At 45.9% G+C, this 17547-nt stretch carries 9 protein-coding genes and 4 pseudogenes; 3 read left to right on the top strand and 10 right to left on the bottom strand.

Annotated elements, in window-relative coordinates; all coding sequences use genetic code 11:
• Positions 1 to 358: 358 nt before the first annotated feature.
• The 4 genes from pstB to KJB05_RS25770 form a co-directional block, all read right to left on the bottom strand.
• Complete coding sequence (gene pstB, locus KJB05_RS25755; RefSeq protein WP_005441058.1) at positions 359 to 1108, bottom strand: phosphate ABC transporter ATP-binding protein PstB; 750 nt, start codon at positions 1106 to 1108, stop codon at positions 359 to 361.
• A 60-nt stretch (positions 1109 to 1168) separates the two neighbouring features.
• Positions 1169 to 2032, bottom strand: a complete 864-nt coding sequence (pstA, locus tag KJB05_RS25760) for a phosphate ABC transporter permease PstA (protein ID WP_005441059.1) — start codon at positions 2030 to 2032, stop codon at positions 1169 to 1171.
• A gap of 22 nt (positions 2033 to 2054) precedes the next feature.
• On the bottom strand, positions 2055 to 2987 hold the full coding sequence (pstC, locus tag KJB05_RS25765) for a phosphate ABC transporter permease subunit PstC (protein ID WP_020197853.1): 933 nt from the start codon (positions 2985 to 2987) through the stop codon (positions 2055 to 2057).
• A gap of 98 nt (positions 2988 to 3085) precedes the next feature.
• Positions 3086 to 3907, bottom strand: a complete 822-nt coding sequence (locus tag KJB05_RS25770) for a phosphate ABC transporter substrate-binding protein (RefSeq protein WP_005441064.1) — start codon at positions 3905 to 3907, stop codon at positions 3086 to 3088.
• Between the two features lie 333 nt (positions 3908 to 4240).
• Between KJB05_RS25770 and KJB05_RS25775 the strand changes: the two genes are divergently transcribed.
• Positions 4241 to 5884, top strand: coding sequence for a methyl-accepting chemotaxis protein (locus tag KJB05_RS25775; protein ID WP_208446385.1), 1644 nt, complete (start codon positions 4241 to 4243; stop codon positions 5882 to 5884).
• A gap of 143 nt (positions 5885 to 6027) precedes the next feature.
• Positions 6028 to 6750 (top strand): annotated as a pseudogene (locus KJB05_RS25780) (IS4 family transposase); the annotation flags it as partial.
• 19 nt (positions 6751 to 6769) lie between these two features.
• Here the strand turns inward: KJB05_RS25780 and KJB05_RS25785 are convergent.
• Positions 6770 to 8145: pseudogene (locus tag KJB05_RS25785) on the bottom strand (IS4 family transposase).
• 108 nt (positions 8146 to 8253) lie between these two features.
• Between KJB05_RS25785 and KJB05_RS25790 the strand changes: the two are divergent.
• Positions 8254 to 8874: pseudogene (locus KJB05_RS25790) on the top strand (transposase); the annotation flags it as partial.
• 62 nt (positions 8875 to 8936) lie between these two features.
• Here KJB05_RS25790 and KJB05_RS25795 read toward each other — a convergent pair.
• The 5 genes and pseudogenes from KJB05_RS25795 to KJB05_RS25815 all read right to left on the bottom strand — a co-directional run bounded on the left by KJB05_RS25795 (position 8937) and on the right by KJB05_RS25815 (position 17387).
• Positions 8937 to 9509: a DUF1566 domain-containing protein gene (locus tag KJB05_RS25795; RefSeq protein WP_208445322.1), complete on the bottom strand. Its 573-nt coding sequence runs from the start codon at positions 9507 to 9509 to the stop codon at positions 8937 to 8939.
• A 1-nt stretch (position 9510) separates the two neighbouring features.
• Positions 9511 to 10944: a DUF1566 domain-containing protein gene (locus KJB05_RS25800; protein ID WP_208445321.1), complete on the bottom strand. Its 1434-nt coding sequence runs from the start codon at positions 10942 to 10944 to the stop codon at positions 9511 to 9513.
• 25 nt (positions 10945 to 10969) lie between these two features.
• Positions 10970 to 13222 carry a proprotein convertase P-domain-containing protein gene (locus KJB05_RS25805; protein WP_208445320.1) on the bottom strand — a complete coding sequence of 751 codons (2253 nt, stop codon included), beginning with the start codon at positions 13220 to 13222 and terminating at the stop codon, positions 10970 to 10972.
• A gap of 9 nt (positions 13223 to 13231) precedes the next feature.
• Positions 13232 to 15373, bottom strand: coding sequence for a TonB-dependent hemoglobin/transferrin/lactoferrin family receptor (locus tag KJB05_RS25810; protein ID WP_208445319.1), 2142 nt, complete (start codon positions 15371 to 15373; stop codon positions 13232 to 13234).
• Positions 15374 to 17387: pseudogene (locus KJB05_RS25815) on the bottom strand (prolyl oligopeptidase family serine peptidase). It abuts the gene before it with no gap.
• Between the last annotated feature and the right edge of the window lie 160 nt (positions 17388 to 17547).

The following is a 17547-nucleotide window of genomic DNA, read 5'->3' on the forward strand; positions in this document are numbered from 1 at the left end:
TTGTGGAAGAGACCGTTCTTGTAAAACTCTTTAAACTCACCTGACCAACCTAATCTACTTTTTTATCCTCGATAAAAAACTACTTAGGGGTGGATATGCAATCAATGGAATCCAAGTTGAGCTGTTAAGTCATTCGCAAAAAATATGGACTTAATTTCACATTCGAGAACCCTTCAACATTTTTAGACAGGTGTTTCATCCGGATTACATACTGCAAAAATATGCGCAAAAATGAATCAACATGAACATTCTTAATATTGGTGTTTTTCAAGCCCAAAAATAAAAAAGGCCCCTCATCAAGAGGGGCAAGAGTACCATCGCTTATAGTTATTTGTGTATATGCCAGTAAATGTGTGGATTAACCGAAGTCACCGTTTACGTAACCTTGAGTACGGTCGTCTTGCGGGTTGCTGAAGATAACTTGTGTATCATCGTGCTCAACCAGTTCACCCATTAGGAAGAACGCAGTGCGGTCAGAAATACGACGCGCCTGTTGCATTGAGTGAGTCACGATAACGATGGTGTAGTTCTTCTTCAGTTCTTCCATCAATTCTTCGATTTTGTGTGTTGCAATTGGGTCAAGTGCCGATGTTGGTTCATCCATCAGAATCACATCAGGTTCCATCGCGATTGTACGTGCGATACATAGACGTTGCTGCTGACCACCAGATAGACCAAATGCATGTGACTTAAGACGGTCTTTCACTTCGTCCCAAAGCGCTGCGCCGCGAAGTGAGCTCTCAACCACTTCATCAATGTGCTTCTTATCTTTGATGCCTTGAGCGCGTAGACCGTAAGCCACGTTCTCGTAGATGCTCATCGGGAATGGGTTTGGCTTTTGGAATACCATGCCCACTTTGATGCGAAGGTCAGCAACGTCAATGTTGCCGTAAATGTCTTCACCATCCATTGACAGCTTACCCGTGATCTTTACGCCTTCAATAAGATCATTCATGCGGTTCAAACAACGTAGTAGTGTTGATTTACCACAACCAGAAGGACCGATAAGCGCCGTCACTTGGCGTACAGGAATAGGCAGGTTGATTGATTTCAGTGCTTGGTTGTCACCGTAAAACAGGTCTAGGTTTTCAATATCAAACTTGTTCATTTTCTTAATCTCTTAAATCTTGAATTCGTGTCTTTTAACGTGCGTTCTTAATTCGTTTTGTTAGTAAGTTGCGGTGTTAAAACGTCGTGCAATCAGTTTTGTAAACATGTTGATCAGTAGAACAACAACAATCAGAACTGTCGCCGTACCGTAAGCCTGATTCCATTCTTCAATGGTAAACAGTTCGGTAGTCAGTTTGTATAGGTGAACGGTTAGCGTACGACCTGAATCCAATAAAGAATCCGGAATACGTGCAACCATACCTGCTGTCAGGAATACTGGAGCAGACTCACCAATGACACGACCAATACTTAGAATGACCGAGGTTAAGATACCTGGCATTGCGCTCGGAAGAATCAAACGCCAGATAGTGTAAATCTTAGATGCACCTAGGCCATATGAGCCTTCACGGTACGTCTGTGGTACTGCCATCAACGCCTCTTCCGTTGTACGGATGATAACTGGCAGGATAAGGATACTTAGCGTCAATGCACCCGATAGAATCGAGAAACCAAGGCCAAGAATCGCCACGAAGAAAGTCATACCAAACAGACCGAAGATGATCGACGGGATACCCGCCAATGACTCAGTACAGAATCGGATGATTTTCACCAAACGACTGCCCACTTTCGCGTATTCGGTCAAGTAGATTGCCGTCATGATACCGAGTGGTGCTGCCACTGCGATAGAAGCGATAACCATGTAAATTGTCGCCACAATCATTGGGAAGATACCGTGCTCTTCACCTGTGCGCGTGTAGTTATCAGTAATGAAGTTCCAATCTACGTGTTGTAGACCGTTTGATAGGATGTACCAGATAATCCAGAACAAGAAACCTACCGTTAGTGCTGCCGAGATCCAGACAAATGCGTTAAAGACATTATCTTTGAACTGGCGTGCTTTTTTCAGTTTTGCGCGATCCATAATAGTCACCTTTAACGAGCGATTACTTCGCTTTTTCTCGGTTTAGGTACAGTAGTACAGCGTTCAACGACATGATGAAGACCAGAAGTACCACACCTGTAGCGTAAAGTGCGTTCGCGTGAACACCACTTGCGTAAGACATTTCAATAGCGATGTTTGCGGTTAGCGTACGAGCCGAATCAAGGATGCCTTCTGGCATTGCCGGCGCGTTACCCATTACCATGATAATCGCCATGGTCTCACCCAACGCACGACCGATACCCAGAATCACACCTGTCATGATGCCTGAGCGAGCCGCTGGAACGAGCAATTTAAAGATGGTGTAGATTTTCGATGCGCCCAGTGCCAAAGAACCTTCTTTGTAAGTACGAGGAACAGCGCGGATAGAGGTTTCAGATACCGTAATTACCGTTGGTAGAATCATCACACCAAGAACGATGATACCGGCCAAGATAGTGTTACCTGCTGGTACATCAAATACGTTCTGAATCAATGGAACGATAATAACCAGACCAAAGAAGCCGTAAACCACCGAAGGAATACCGGCTAGCAGCTCAACCGCTGGGCGGATGATGTCAGCTAAACGCTTTGGTGCGATTTCAGCGATGAAGATAGCGGTTAAGACACCAACTGGAACACCGACTAAAACAGCGCCGGCTGTCGACACGATAGAAGCAACAATCATGGTTGCAACACCGTACAGTGCCGGTGGTAGCCAGTTTTGGCCTAGAACGATGCCCGAGACGCCCGCTTCTTGGAATGCTGGGATACTCTCTCGAACGATGAAGTATGCGATAACTGCTAATGATACGATGCCGATTACAGCACTCGTTAGGAACAAGCCGTGGAAGATGCGCTCTCTCCAGTCGACGCGGCGTTTTTCGCGTAGGCCTGGCTTGCTGATCGCTTTTGCGTCAGTAGTCATAAGCTTTTCACTATTTGTTGCGATGGTCATAAAAATCTCACGGTTCTTGGCAATGGCGTCGAACACAATGGATAGAAAAGGCTCAGCCCGAAACGTTGGGCTGAGCAAACTTTAGAGTCCCGATAGGATTAGTTAACTGAGATGTAACCTTTTTGGTCAACTAGCGCTTGCGCTTCGTCAGTTAGCATCCAGTCTAGGAATTTTTGAGTTTCAGCTGATGGCTTGCCTTCTTTGTAAAGAACAAGGAATGGACGAGCAACTTTGTAAGAACCGTTCTTCACGTTGTCTACAGAAGCTTGGATGCCATCAATTGGAAGTGCGTTTACAGATGAATCAACCGTACCTAGAGAGATGTAGCCGATTGCGTATGGGTTAGAAGCAACCATTGTCTTCAGTGCGCCGTTACCGTTAGCAACTTGAGCACGTTGAGAGATTGCAGAAACTTTTTTACCAGAAATCTTCATTTTTAGAGACATGATGTCTTCGAATGCGCCACGAGTACCAGAAGCCGTGTCACGAGTGATAGCAACGATTGGCTTGTCTGCACCGCCAACGTCTTTCCAGTTTGTTACTTCACCTTTGTAGATTGCAGTAACTTGCTCAGCTGTAAGGCCAGTAAGTTTGTTTTGTGGGTTTACAACAACTGCGATACCGTCTAGAGCAACTGCTTCTTCTTTTAGCGTTGGCTCTTTTTCAGAATCTTTTAGGTTACGAGAAGACATGCCTAGGTCAGCAGAACCGTTCTTCGCTGCTTTAACACCTGCAGATGAACCAGGGCCTTGAACTTCGATAAATACGTTCGGGTTTGTCTTCATGTATGTTTCAGAGAAAACTTCCATCAGTGGAGTTACGCTGCTAGAACCCACTGCAGAGATAGTTTCTTTAGCAGAAACAGGAGTCACTGCCATTGCGCCTAGAAGTGCGATTGCACCGATTACTGTCTTTTTCATCACAATTTCCTTTAAGTGGCCTTATTGCCGTTGTGTTTCACTTGAACGGTGCTCACTTTAGAATCCAAATATGACAGTTGTGTTTCACTTAGTTGAAAGCTCTATGACACGTTGTCATTTCTGCTTAATAAATCGGCAATCAAACTTTATTTACTTTCGAGCTCAAAATACTTTGCAATGATTTGGTTATAACAAAATGCTAAGTACATCGCTTTTAATATATTTCATAACAAATAAACATCGTTAAATGATTGATATATCAAGCCTATTAATTAGAATCGGGTTGCTTTATTTACAAAAATGATAATAGTTCCAATCTTTAGAGGGTCAATCATGCGTCAATTACTTAGTACGCTGTCTATTAAGTCACAGGTTTTCGTGCCCGTACTTTTTACTGTCATACTTCTCATCGTCGGTTTGAGCATAGGCATAGGAAAGTTAGAACAAGCATTCGACAAGGTGACGGTTTCCACCAATAACCTTATCGTGCATAAAGAAGAGTTAAGCTCCATCGTAGACAACACTTACGCGATGCGCATTAAGGCAATCTACAGTCTCTTCAGGGCTGAAGATGTCAAAACACTTAACCAACAATTACAACAACGTCAGACAACCAACCGAGAATTCCTCAACTCCATCGACCAAATTGAAGGCATTCAAACGGAAGTGAACGCCATGCGCGATGCCATGAATCATTACGTCGATTTTACTCGTGTCACCATGACGCCACTTCTTAATACGAAGCATTCTTCTGATTACACCACGTCCGATTTTGACCGAGAGTATGAAACCGCAATGGGTCAATACCGCCTTGCTGGTGAAGCGATGATCAACGCTATCGACAACTTGTCTAAGAAGCTCAATCAAATCGTTACTGACGAAGTCGAAGAAAACGGTGTTCTTCACTCCACCACATTGACCTACAGCACGGTCTCTCTGGTGATTATTCTTTCTGTTGCTTCTTTGATCAGTTGGCTATTGGCGAGCTACATTGTGGCCCCAATCCGTAACCTGCAAGAAACCATGCGAGAAGTCGCAAAAGGCAACTTGTTGGTAGAAGCAGACGAAGTAGGCAAGAACGAAGTCTCACAACTGGCGCATGACGTAAACCAAACCATCTACCAGCTTCGTGGTACGGTCGATTCTCTGGTTCGAATCAGTGAAGACGTTGCATCAGCGTCGACTGAACTGGCAACCGTGATGACGCAAAGCAGTGCAAACTCCGATCAAGAGAAGCAAGAAGTCGAACAGGTTGCGTCTGCAATTAATCAACTTGAATCCACAGCGGCTGAGGTTTCAAGTAATGCACAACAAGCGGATAACGCTTCAAATGAAGCAAGTAAGCTGACTTCTCAAAGCTTAAGCATGTTTGAAGAAAGCACGCGCGCGAGTACCAAAATGGCGGATCAACTGAATGAAGCCGCACACGTCGTAACGTCGCTTAAAGATCAGTCCGAGCAGATTGGTAAAGTGATTGAGGTTATTGAGAGCATCTCTGAGCAAACCAACCTACTTGCTTTGAATGCGGCGATTGAAGCAGCACGAGCGGGTGAAAGTGGTCGAGGCTTTGCCGTGGTTGCTGACGAAGTGCGTATGCTGGCAGCGAGAACTCAAGAATCAACCAAAGAGATCCAAACCATCATTGAAGAGCTACAGCAGCAGTCTGGCCACGCAAATGAAAGCATGCATTCAAGCTTAGCCATGTTAGAAGACAACCAAGCGCTTGCTGCAGAAGTAAGTCGTTCACTGAGTGACATCAACAGCGCAATTTCAGATTTGAATGCAATCAACACCCAAGTTGCGACCGCTTCTGAAGAACAAAAGCAAGTAACGTCGGACATCAACAACAACCTGAGCACCATCTATGAATTAGTGAGCCAAAACGTTACTGGTATCACTCAATCAGCCGCGGCGGCGCAAGAGCTGTCTGGCTTAGCAGAAAACCAAAAGCACCAACTTAAGCAGTTCCAAGTTTAAACACTCTGCTCAAGACGATAAGTTTCAAAGGTTAGAAAAGAAAAAAGCTCCGCACTGGCGCAATGTAGATCAGATAAGGATCGGTTGACCGATCCTTCTGCTGAGAGATAATCGGAAGCCTGTTTCTAGGCTTCCGATTTTTTATGTCTATCCAAAACTGTTTTGCCGATTTCCTCGAAGAAAATCCTGTTGATGTAGCTCAACTCACCACTTTCTCTGAACATATCCCAGATGAATGGGTTGTTAAGGCAGCTAGTCTTTCTGATAAGGCGACTATTCGCCGACGTCGGCTACCAAGTGACATGGTCTTGTGGTTAATTGTCGGCATGGCCTTCTTCCGTAATGAACCTATTGCCGAAGTTGCACGAAGAATGAATGTCTGTGCGGATGGCTTAGCCGATGAAGAGTTATTAGCAAAAAGTGCTTTAACTCAGGCAAGACAACGTTTAGGTAGAGCTGCACCAGAGTGGTTGTTTAAACAATGTGGGCGGACGTGGGGTCTTGAACGATACCGTGATGATACGTGGCAAGGATTACAAGTTTTTGCTGTAGACGGTGCTCTTTTTCGAACCGCAGATACCCCCGAACTTAGAGAGCACTTTGGCTCGGGTAATACCTCCAGCAACAGACAGACACCGCATCCAGTGCTAAGAGTTGTGACTATCATGAATGTCCGCTCTCATGTCATCGTTGACGCCGCTATAAGCCCCTATCGGCGTGGTGAAATCCCGCTTGCTATGCCCTTCATCGACTCCTTGCCAGATAACTCTGTGACGTTACTGGATAAAGGGTTTTACGGTGCAGACTTACTTCTCTCTCTTCAAAATAGCGGTATCAATAGGCATTGGTTGATACCAGCAAGGAAGCTGTCTCTTGATCACAAGTCTAGTGATCAAGAGACATTGCGAGTTCGTAGCCTTCAAGGATGGTTTGTAGTTTAAACCATCCTTCCCAAAGTGCCTTTATTGAAGCTCTGCCCGTCCTCTTGGTATCTTTCCAACCGCCTAATTTAGCGAGATTCTTGTACGCCCAGCCCATATCCGGCGTTTCTTTAGGTAACGTCTTACTTTCTAGTTTCAACCACAGCAGCTTCCAAGCTTTTTTGCCCAAGACCTTTTCACAACTTTCTGTTGATAGCTCATCAACCTCTTTAATGAAGCGTAACGCCAATAAACGTGTCGCAACAAAGGCATAGATGACACTTAACCTCTCTAAGTTACCTTTACTTTGGAGTCTTAGTGACTCCACATCCGTACCTTCACTTTTCCAGACTTTATGGAAGTCTTCAATCAGCCATCGACGCTCGTAATAACCGATAATTCTCATGGCGTCTTCAGCGTTGTTTACTGGCTCCGACGTCAAGAGGTGCCATGCTAACTTGTCTTTTGATGTCCCTTGCTCAAGGCAACCAACATAATAAACAGGTATGCCTGCGTGCTCCTTTTGTTTGCTGGAGCCTTTAATGTCACCTGACCATATTTAACATCAAGATTTACATCTCTCGCTTTTCTTCCTCCTTTTTGGGGGATGGTAAGCTCTTTTGTCTGGACGCTTGGTAACGCTTGCGCATAGTCGTAAAGCTTTTGAGCGTGCTCTTCTAGACAGCGGCTTTGCATTGAACGAACGACAAAACGCTGCTGATGTTGACGTTTATAAGTTAAGTATTCGAATAGGTCAGCTTCTCGGTCACAGACCGAGATAACATCTAACATCTTATCCCCTAGGCGCTCAACGACACGGCGAGAAGCTTGCTCCCATTTGTAACTCTCTTTCTCCTCGTAAGGACGAGTCGCGTGTTGGTGCTTTTGCCCACGCTTAGTAATATCTCGGCTCCATCGTTGTTGCTCTATAAGACCAACAATGGTCTGACTTTGTGGTGCAAAAAGTAACGTCGAATGTACATGGAGAGCTCGAATTCTGTCGCCTTGATTCGTGTGCCCGAGTTCATCTTTTATACTTCGATGAGGAAAACAGAGCGTTGTTGTATCTTCAAGCGCGAGTAATTCCTCATGCTCGTTAGCTCGAGATACCGTTGATTGAAAACCTGCTTCAGCGATGTCTTTTGCATCGATGTTTTCATTGCGGATAAAGCGATATGCCCCTTCCATATCGGCGGGAAAAAGGAAGTTTAGCCACGGAGACTCTGGTTGATTAGCAATGGAAGTCGCTAAACTGATGAGGCGTTGTGTTCTTCGAGGGTCTTTAAGTTGTGCTTGTCCAAATTGTTCTTGTGCCCAAAGTTTAGCGTCTGAGTGTGTCATCTTAGTGTTTCAGTAAGGATTCTTAAGTGATCAGAGCGCACACACGTTAAAGAGTTCAAAAAAATCCCCAAGCTATAAGCTTGGGGATTTGTGTATAAGAGACAGGCAAGGAAGGGGCTGAAATACACACTTCTAGATGAAGAAGAAAGTAATGACATGCTCATAGAAATGAAAGTCTCTCCGCAAGCTCGCAAAAAGAACCCTAGCTTACCTGAGAAATGGCAAGTCAGAGCGGTGACCTACGAAGTACAAGGTAAGCAGAAAACCGTTTTTACCTCCCTTCCTAGAACAAACTACGACGCGAAGGCAGTAGCCAAACTCTACCACGAGCGTTGGGAAATCGAATTGGGTTATCGTGATATCAAAAGCTCAATGCAACACAATACCTTAGTATTACGCAGCAAAACAGTAGACCTTGTTTATCAAGAACTCTGGGGGCTGTTGCTTGGTTATAACTTAGTAAGACGTGAAGCGAGTCAGGCCGCGGTTGAGCATGGAAGAATGCCGAATGAAATTAGCTTTAAATATGCTTGTCAGTTTATAGCGAGCCAACTGAAGGTGATGAGTAAAGCGATATCGCCAGGCAATACACCTAAGCGTTTAAAGAGTCTCAGGGGAGATTTATCCATCCTCTTTATAGACAAACGCCCTAAGCCTAATCGGCCTAGGGCGGTAAAAATATCAAAGACCCGATATCCTGTTAATCGCAAAGCAACTCCGCTTAAGTGAACTACATTGCCGCACTGGCGGAGCTTTTTAATATCTGGATTAGAGAAAATCCAACTGTGTGATTATTCTTCGTCAGTGACCAATAGAACAGAGAAAGTGTTCGTTGGCTCTAGTGGGCTCCAGTTGTAAACCTCACCATTCACTGAATCAAACACCATGACGTTTGAACCATCGCCGTTCGGAGTGTTACTCCAAATGTAACCTGCATAGTCACCCACTTCTAGCGTGTAACCACTTGCGAATGCAGTGCCGTTCATCGCAGGGCTGTGGCAAGCACGCTCCGTCAGCGCGACCAACTCCTTAATGTTTGGTAAGCGCCAATTCTTTTTGCCAGCGAAGTCATGCAAAGCATGGTTACCCGATTCATTGCGGATTTGCTCAGCGGTTGATAGCGCTAGCTGCCATGACATTTTAGTCGCAGCGCCGTCACAAGCTTCATTTGCTGCATTCCACGTTGAGCCAACAGGACAACGCATCCAAGTTAGGCCCGTTTTTAAGTCAGTTACCGTCCCAGCATCAGAGTAGGTGTAACGAGAGTTAGGCGCTGTTTTTCCAAAATCAGTGGAACATTCTTGTGCCGCCATGGCTACTTGAGAAGCCAACATAAGAGATAGCGCGGTGATTAGTTTCTTCATCTTATTGGCCCTTTACTGCTACTAGACGGATTGGGAATTGGTATGACGTGCCTGTGTCACGCTCCACTTTGTCAGAATAAATTTCTACAAAGCTGACATAACCACGGTCAGCGCCTTTCGTAGCAACTACTGCAAACTGAAGCGCACCTTCGTAGTTAAAACTAGAGTAATTGTTAAATGTGAAATCACTTAGCCAAATAGCACCTGATTCAACATCTGGGCTGCCCTTGCCCTGTTGAGGGAAGTAAGCTGTCGTCATACCATAGACATTGCCGTCAGCATCTTTCTCTGTCTCACCTAAGTCGAGAACATCGTAAAACTCTTGGTATGTTGGTAGGCGCCAGTCACTAATGCCACATAGTGATTGCTTGTTTATATGTTCAACATATTGGCTTGTTGAACAGATGCCATCAGCAGCATCCACACAACCAACGACTTCAAGATCTTCGTAATACGGTTTGAATGTTGCTGACTCATACACGAATGTACGATCTTTAAATTGAACCGAGCTCGCATCCGCACTCTTGTTTTCCCAAACAAGACCAGTACGCTCGTCCATAGTACAAGCCCACCCAGTCGCATCTGCAGCTAAAGCAGCACCTTGTGAATCTAGCTTAACGAACTTAAAGCCCGCGCCTGTCGACGTTTGCTTGTCCTCTTTGTCGAAGCCGTATTCCGCATCTTGACCAGGGTAAGAAGCTTGAACCTCAGCAACATCTGCTGCGCCATCAGCAAAATGAAGAACGGCACCCGTATCGTTGCTACCAACCGTTTGTTCAGCAACCGCTGCAATTTCTTCAGCAAATGCACTCACTTCCGCTTCAGACAGAAGATCAGAGGCCAACGATTTACCTTGGAAGCTAAGACTTTGAGCAAGCAACGCTACGCCTTTGGTCATTTGTTGTGGTTGCATCGCAGCTAATAGCGCAACCGTGTTTTGCTCTAGCTTATCTAGCTCGCTGGTTTCTGCGTTAGACATTACCGTACCAGACAGAGAAACGCCGGCATCGGTGAGTTGCGCTTTCACGATCTCTTCAGCTTGAGCAACGGTTTTACCGTCAACCACAAGACCTGCGAGCAACGTTGTTACACCATTAACCGTGTTACCCGTTGCTAAATTTTGGCCCGGAGCCGCAAGACGCAACGTTTGGTTCGAACCTTGATCAACTTGAGCAAGAATGGTGCTGGTTAGTACGTTTTTATTGCTTGAAGTCAGGCTAAATTTACCGGCATTATCCGTTTTAGTGCTCGGTTCAGTCGTATCACAAACGTAGTTTTGGTTTAAATCGATGCACACTGGCGTATCAAGAAGTGTACCTGCAGAAACGATGGTGCCAGCTACATCATAGGTCGGTGCCGACGTATCATCACCAGAACCACCGCCACAGCCAGCTAGGGCTAGTGACATAGCAACGAAAGAATATTGAAACTTCATAGATTTTATCTTCTTTTGATTTTAATTAACGAGAGCGAATCACTCTCACCATTGAAAGCAGGAAAAGCCCTAACAAAGTCCAAGGCGAGCCACTGCCACCTGAACCACCACCACTGCTTTCTTTAGTGGTATCAGCACTGCACTGATACTGAGCAAAGTGACTCACACCCCACTCTTTCAACACCCCAGAGTTCCCTGACAAGCGGTCAGACACTTCGAGACGCCAAGTACCCCAACTCGGTTGACCGACAAGTGCTTGTAACTCCTCGTCATACTGAGCTGTGAAGTAACCTTTAAATCCATTGGTATTGCTTGATTGATGGCTAAGTAGCACGACCGATTTACCTTGTGGAGACACAAGCGTCACTTGCAGATCCTGCAGTGAGTCATGTTCGATGTTCAGGTAAACCGCGAACGAATCATCAATCGTGCGTGACTTGTCCGATAGCGTCTGCGAGAACAGTCTGTCGCCCTGCTCCGGCAAAGCGGAATTCACTGATTGAGGCTGGATATCGAGCTCTGGCGTACCATTAACCAACATCACCTTTTCATTCCACTGGTGAGTCTTTAGGCCTTCAGCAAATTGGTAATCCAATGAAATAGAGGAATCGAATTGCGTACCACACGTCAGACCGCTTGGTAACGCCACCTTCATTGAGGTCGAATCAGAAAGCGTTTCATCAAAGTCGAAAACGGATGCGTTGTTTAGCTGCCATTGCCCTTTGATGCTCGCTTCGCGGCCAGTTTGGCTCAGGCTCACACCAACTTCTTGACCTTGTGCGATGTATCGAGCGTCATAGCGAACGCGAAGAGGCGCTTTAAGTAAGTTGTGTTTGTTGAAGCTATCCGTCAGGAATAGGGCGTAATCTTTATTTGGGAACAAGGTGTTTGCGGCAAACACGGTCGATTCCGCCAGATCATGCATTTTCACGCCACGACCAATGCCATACATGCCTTCAAGAACAATGGCGTCAAACTCACGGAACACGTTATCGGTATCATCACCGTATCGTTCAACCGATGCTTTAAGCGCTTGGAACAGTGGCGTTGACCATAGCTCGTCGCCTAGTTCACCGCCCACACTGACGTGCGCTGGATACTCTGAGCCCTCGAAGTAACGCGCTCTTTGGTTCCATAAGCTGCGAGTTGTTTTGCGTGTTCCGAACACACCGTCCCAGTTGAACACCGTATCTAACTCGAATTCTTGACCACGACGCGAAGCATCCAAATATTGAGTGCGGTAGCTCGCGCTGCCCGCCCAGTAATCAGCAAAACCTTCTGCGATAGCACCAGTGTGACCGTACGCCCAATCCGGTACGATTTGGTAATGAATGCCATGCCCGAGCTCATGTATCACGACATCAGCATCGACTGCATCCGGAGAAACACCACCGACACCCAGCATGAGAGCTTTCGGACCGTAATAGTAAGTAGAGTTATCTTTTGATAAACCGCGAGCGTCAAAACGAAGCGGTTCATCAAACAAGTCGTAAGTCAGGCTTGTCAGATATTGGATCAAGCTATCAAGATGATAAAAAGCCATCAACTGTGGGAACGCATTGTCACCAAACTCGGTGCTTTGCATCTCATCAACATTGTCAAATGCTTGAACCCCTTCCGCGCTGAGAAAGTCCAACGTATCGAGTACAGGCGCTTCACCAGGTTCTGGGGCTGCAAATAAGCCCGTCGCATCCACTTGCTTCAATCTTGGGTTAGAGAGATAGAACTTACCGCCGGACTGTAAAACCTCAATCGACTTGGTTACGTACTCTATCGGCTGAGGGTAATCGGATAGTGCTGACCACGTCGATTCTGGTGCCGCTTGCTGTTGCATGGTACGAAGATCTGGGTTGAATAAAGAAACCTCAACATCAACCAAACTTCCAGAGCTCAAAGCCGGTGGCTCTTGTGCTTGCAGTTGGCGAGGCGATTCCAATTCCATTGCAACCGTTGGTTTACCGTTACGAATGATCGTATCGTCAAGGCTCTTAAACACTCGCACAACGTGATGATTTTTATCGGTTGTTACTACTAGGGCACGCTGTGCTTGATATTCACCGTTTACCCAAACATCAAAATTGTAATGCTCACCAAGCTGAGACTGGGTTTTGTAACGGAACTTAAACTCGCCCGCTTCTGAGTAGTGGCTGTCTAGATAAGTTTTCGCTTGCGCTTCATTCGTTACCACAGAGTCCGTTGCAGGATAATCCCACTCTGCAGCCTGCGCCGCAGGGGTACAAGCAATAAGCAGTGAAAACGCCAATGGTTTTAGCTTCATGATTTCGTCCTAGAATTCGTATTTTGCATTCAGCGTGAAGTAGCGCCCAGGCTCAGTTGAGTAACGCTTACTTTCCTCAGCGATACCCGCTACGTCTTGGTATCGGATGTACTCTTTGTCGAACAGGTTGACGATGTTTGCGCTAACACGAAGGTCTTTGGAAACGTGGTAAGTTGCGCCAATATCAAACGTATTCCACGCACTTGTCTGCGCGCACTCTGTCGCTAGGCCAAGCGTGGTCTGGCATTTAGGAACGCGATCCATGGCAGCGGCCCAGTTCCAAGCCACGTAAGCGTTGAAGTCTTGGTTGGCGTATTTCAGTTGAGCGTTACCTTCGAATGGCGTAATGCTTCGAACGTATTCGCCTTCCGCGTCTTTGCCATCTACGTAGCCAAACTTAATGCTGATGTCCCATTGTTTGGTGAGCGCGTAACCCGCAGAAAGCTCTGCGCCATACGTCTCTACGCCATCAAGGTTTTGGTACTGTTTGATGTAATTACCAGTGCTTGAATCAAAGCCAGTGGTCACAACATCGATGAAGTTTTCAAACTTGTTATAGAACACAGACGCATAGACATACGCACGACCGTTATCGAACTTGTTACCGATTTCAAATGAGTCCGAAGTCTCAGCTTCTAGGTCCAAGTTAGGTGCTATAACAAAAGGCGTTAGCGGTACGAAATCATGGTTCACGAAGCCATATGCTTTGTCGTATTCCGGAGCACGGTAACCGTGGTTGTACGACACATAAACGATGTTGTTGGCAAACATTTCACGAGAAACCGACAGGCTTGGAGACACCTCTGAGCTATCCATGTCTTTTAATGGGAAGCCGCCTACTTCTCCCTCACCGTCCGGCGTTAAACGGTGCGCATCAAAGCGCAGGCCGCCTGTGATGGTCCATTTATCCAGTTCCACCATGTCTCGAACGTACAAACCAATGTTATAAGCACGAGCAGGAGCGAAAGGTTGTTTGGTCGAAGGTGTTACGCCGTTCCAATCAATCTTGGAATCGCTATCTGTGCGTTCGTAGTAGTCAGTAGACAGCTCGACACCGTAAGCCAATTGGTGCTCTGCATTTGCTGCATAAATCGTATTGGTGAAGTCACCACGGAAGCCAATTGTCTCGTCAATGAAGGTTTTATATTCCAGTTCGCGACGCTTGGTGATCAAACCATTGTGATCCACTTGGCGCATTAAACGGTTGGTGTCTTCCACGACTTCGGTGTGACGCCAGTAAACTTTGGTATCCAACTCTTCGAACCAAGTTGGATTAATCGGTGTCACCTCTGCACCAATGTAAGCGCTGTACTCTTCGGAGGTTTCATCTTCAGCAAAGTCTTCAATGTGCCAGATGCCATCAGGTTGAATGGACGGTGCCCCCTCCAAACGCTCTTGATTCTGAGTGTAGAGTTCCGCTTTGGCTTTCAACATCACCTCTTCATTGAAAAAGTGGTTGATCGTATAAGCACCGCTGTAACCATCTAGGTCGCGGTTATACAAATCTTCATCAAAGTTACGTGTCTCTTGCCCTTGCCAGTATGAAACATTAAACAAACTCTCTGTATCACCGGAGCGGAAAGCTAGGTTACTCGTACCTTTGTACTTGTTGCTGATATCGGTGTAAGTACCGGAAACATCGGTGTAGAAGTCTTTGTCTTTTAAGAAATCACCCGGCTTACTGGATTCTAAAATCACCACACCGCCGATCGCGCCAGAGCCATGCACCGAAGAGCTTGCACCTTTAATGATTTGCAGCGATTCAAAATTGGATAAATCAAAAGTATCTCGCCCAACTGCATCATTAATGTCATTCGCACCGAAGCCATCCGCAGAACGAATGCCATCACGAACGATCATAATGCGGTTACCTGTCATACCACGGATGGTAATGTTTTGCGGACGTCCTGCACCGCCCGTCACGCTTACACCAGGTTCGTTACGCAGCACGTCATAAAGCTCGGTTTCGCCTCGTTCTTCGATTTGCTCGTTTGTGATAACCGCGACACTACCTGCCACTTTTGACAATGGCTGATCGATTTTATTGGCGGTTACAACCACCTCTTCCATTGAGAAAACCTTAGATTCGGCGTGCACTTGACTGGCAGCAAGTACCGAAAGTACTGCCGCTGACACTGGGGTAAGCTTCATTTACTGCTCCGCTTTAGATGTCTTAATTAGTGATAGTAGAAATGCGTATTCCTTCGCTTGTTGCTCTCTCGCCTGCCTTGGATCCATGCGGTGGCCAGAGTGAAAATCCGTTTTGCAACAAATAAGGGCCTGTCGATTCACTGGTCGACGAAATTTGAGCGAGATACTTCGCGCCTTCCCAATAAGGCAAACGTTGGTCGTTTAATCCGATTTGAACCAACATGGGTGGGTAAGCGTCTTTGTGGATATTGAGAATAGGATCATAAGCTTGCATCGCTTTGAGCTGCTCTGGGAGTGTCGGATTCCCCCATTCTCCATATTGTTGTGCGGTAAGTGGTAACGTCGTATCGGACATGCTAGCAACGACATCGACAAACGGAACCTTCATCACCGCGCCAGCAAACAAGTCAGGAGCTTGGTTGATCGAGCCGGCAACTAAAGTGCCACCAGCACTCGATCCAATCGCGTAGACATCACGTTCACCACCATCAAAGTGTTTAAGTGCTTGCGCAGCTGCCGTGAAATCATTGATAGAGTTAGCTTTAAGAACGCCTCGGCCTTGCTCGTGCCAGTCAGCACCAAAGTAACCGCCACCACGAACATGCGCTATCGCGTAGATAACGCCTTGATCTAGTAAGCTCACGGTTTGAGGCATGAAGTAAGGTTTCATGGTAAATCCGTAAGCGCCATAGCCGTACAGCACAACAGGAGCGTTGTCGCTGAGCTTATCTTTGCGATAAGCAAGAGAAACCGGCACTTCCACACCATGACTTTTGACCATAATGCGTTGAGAAACATAATCTTGGCTAGAGAAGCCGTGATAAACATCTTGCGAGAGATTTGTCTTTGTCAGTGCTTTAACATCAAACTCTTCCCACAACGGCGGTGTCGTCATCGACATACTACGAATGCGGATTTTGTTAGAGCGGTAATCACCAAGAGTGCTCAACCAAGCAACGCGACCTTCCGACTCTAACGGAAGAGATTTTTTCTCCTTGCCATCATAAGAGTAAACCGAGATTGTCGTTTGATTATCTTGCTTGGTTAATGCCACAAGTCCCGCATCGTACAAGTAAAATTGTTCTACGCCATTTTGTGAGCGTAAGAAAGACTTCCAATTAGACTCAACAGTGTCCGCATGTTTCTCGGGCATCGCTGTTTCAAACAAACCAAACTGACCATTAAGATTGCTGTTGATAAAGACTCTGTCTTGAGCAACATCTGCATAATACTCCACACCGGATTCCGGTTTACGTAGCGAGGCCGTTAGCTCTCCAGAATCAAGGTCTAGGATCTTTTGTTCGGTGGTCGATTCATTGTTACTTTGTACCAGTGCGAAACGCGCGTCGGCTGAGGGATAAAAAGACATGAGCCAATCGGTCTTGTCCTCTTGCCAAAGTACTTTCTGCTCATTGGTTTGAGTGTTAATTCGCACGATTTGGTAAGGACGTTGAGTTTTCGCTTCTTTTGAGACAGCGAAAGCAAACTTGCCATTTGGTGAGAGCAGAACCCCATTATCAATGTTGCTGATAAGCTCGCGTGCTGCACCACTCTTTAGATCAACCAACACAGCACGGTACTGCTCGCTGCCATCAATATCTTCTGTAAACCACAAAGAGTCGTCTTGAATACGCCATTGACCAATTTGGAAGTATTGACGTTCTTCTTGGCGAGAAGAGAAATCGTAAACCACTTTCTCTTGCGCGCTGCTATCAGCCCGCGAAAGCAAAACAAAGTTGCCTTGTCGAGGAGTGAGATTCCATTCTTGACCGTTTTTAATCGCCCAAGGCTTCTCGCCTTTTTCTGCTGCCATGGATTCCCATTGACTCAACAGATTTTGGGTAATCTCGTCATAGCGTTTCTGAAATTGTTCTGTTTTTTGGTTCTGTTGCTTGAGGTAAGAAAGGACTCGCTCATCTTGTCTGGAATCGTCTCTCAGCCAATCAAAGTTATCCGAGGCAACACTGGGCATAGAGGTGACTAAAAGCCCCAAAAAAACATGACTAAATTTCATATAAATGGCACAACTATTTATAGGATTAATATTATGTCGCGTATTCTGCCTTTAAATAAAAATGAGATCAATTATCATTTACATGTTTTCGTGACATTTTTATCGGTTTTTATTATGCCAAACGTTTAAATCATGGATGAATGCACTGTTATGCAAAGCT

The sequence above is a fragment of the Vibrio sp. B1ASS3 genome, assembly GCF_905175355.1.
Lineage (GTDB): Bacteria > Pseudomonadota > Gammaproteobacteria > Enterobacterales > Vibrionaceae > Vibrio > Vibrio owensii.